This is a genomic window from Moorena sp. SIO4E2, assembly GCF_010671945.1.
GTDB lineage: Bacteria > Cyanobacteriota > Cyanobacteriia > Cyanobacteriales > Coleofasciculaceae > Moorena > Moorena producens.
Genome location: NZ_JAAHIE010001064.1, coordinates 1 through 1,809, shown reverse-complemented (window position 1 = coordinate 1,809; position 1,809 = coordinate 1). Strand labels below are relative to the sequence as shown.

At 46.2% G+C, this 1,809-nt stretch carries 3 protein-coding genes; all 3 read right to left on the bottom strand.

All coding sequences use genetic code 11. From position 1 onward, the window contains the following. On the bottom strand, positions 1–430 hold a 430-nt coding region (locus F6K37_RS40670), incomplete at its 3' end, for a POTRA domain-containing protein (RefSeq protein WP_287256976.1). A 4-nt stretch (positions 431–434) separates the two neighbouring features. Beyond that, positions 435–746, bottom strand: coding sequence for a hypothetical protein (locus tag F6K37_RS40665; RefSeq protein ID WP_131826859.1), 312 nt, complete (start codon positions 744–746; stop codon positions 435–437). Between the two features lie 164 nt (positions 747–910). After that, positions 911–1,809 (bottom strand): calcium-binding protein (locus tag F6K37_RS40660; protein ID WP_287256974.1); only part of this gene is annotated, 899 nt, incomplete at its 5' end.

The window sequence follows — 1,809 nt, the reverse complement described above, 5'->3', positions numbered from 1 at the left end:
TGATGTAACCATTTTTAATGTAGAGCTCAGTAATGGCAGAACGCAGTTGAAGCAACTCCTCAAACCTTACTTCACGGTTCTCATATTGGTTTTTTTTATCTGCAATTTCTTCTTGCAAAACGGTATTGCCCAAGACCTCCACTTCTGTGACGAAGAATGGCACACTGGATGGAATTGTAACTTCAGGGAGTTGGGGAGAGGAAGGAATTTCCAGACTTGGATCCGGTGGTGATGCTGGAGATTCTTCACGAACAGGAGGAGGTAAATCGGATGGCTTGGGAATAGTTTCCTCAATCCTCTCAGGGGTTTCGGTGGGAAGGTTCACTCCTGGGGGTGGATTAGACTGAGCCACTGCTCCCATAGTTAGGCTCACGATGGGAAGAATGCTAGAGCCTGAAATTACAATAATCGATTTCAGTGTATGATACATAGTTTCAGCCTTGTTCGCATTGCTGAATCTTTGGATGAATAGGAGTGGGGTGGGCATGCTGCTTGCTCGGGAATGAAATAGGCAAGATGCCTGCTCGGAAATGAAACAGGCAAGATGCCTGCTCGGGAATGAAATAGGCAAGATGCCTGCCTGGTCGGAAATGAAACAGGCAAGATGCCTGTTCTACAGCTAGATGCTTGTTCCACCAAGATGCCCGAGGCAGGAAACAGGCAAGATGCCTGCCTGGTCGCAAATGAAACAGGCAAGATGCCTGTTCTACAGCCAAATGCCTATTCCACAACACTATTAAAATCATCCCGTATTTATAGCACTACGCATTAAAGTGTTTGACATTGATAAAAGCTCAAAAGCTGTTGTAGTCAACTTTTCCATGCATGGCTCTTGCCTTGGGCGTAGCGCTATATCTAACCAAATACTTCCCCCAACCCCCAGAGGCTGAGGGTGTTTTTGGAAAGAGTCTTAAACAAAGTTAAAGTCCGCAGAGGTCACGACATTAGTGGTGTCTTCTACCACACCGATAAGATCGTTCTTATAGTAAATCAAGGTATCCTTTGCACTGCTGCCAGACCAGTTTTGGAAGCTCAGTGAGTAGTCACTGGAACTACCATAAACCTGGAACTTATCTCCCTCAGACCAGTAGAAGTCGGTAATTGTGGCATAGCCCGAGCCTAGATAGAATGCCCCAAAGGCATTCCCCAAAACAAATGTATCTGCTCCATCATAAGAACCTTGAACACCAGGCTGGGATGAACTGTAGTCTCCGCTTAGGATATCGTATTCTCCGATAGTGCCACCATAACCATTGAGGATGTCATTACCGGAACCCCCGACTAATGTATCGGTGCCCGTTCCTCCAAGTAATGTATCATGGCCAGATTCACCCTTAAGGCTGTCATGGCCGGAACTGCCACTTAAGTAATCGTTCCCAGAGTAACCTAGAAGGGTGTCGTTACCTGAGCCACCATACATATTGTCATTGCCAGTCCAGCCATCCAGATAGTCGTTACCACTCTCACCGTAGAGCTTATCGTTGCCGCTATTACCATATAAATTATCGTGTCCAGAGTAACCTAGAAGGGTGTCGTTACCTGAGCCACCATACATATTGTCATTGCCAGTCCAGCCATCCAGATAGTCGTTACCACCCTCACCGTAGAGCTTATCGTTGCCGCTATTACCATACAAAGTGTCGTTCTTCGGACCGCCAATCAGGGTATCATTGCCGCCATTACCCGTCATTGTCCAAGACTTCCATTTCTTGAATATCCACCAACCTTCCTTGTGGGCTTGAAAGTAATTGTTAGCATTGTTACCGATGTAATTTCCCATGGTTTTTACTCCTGAGAGCATTGAATTGT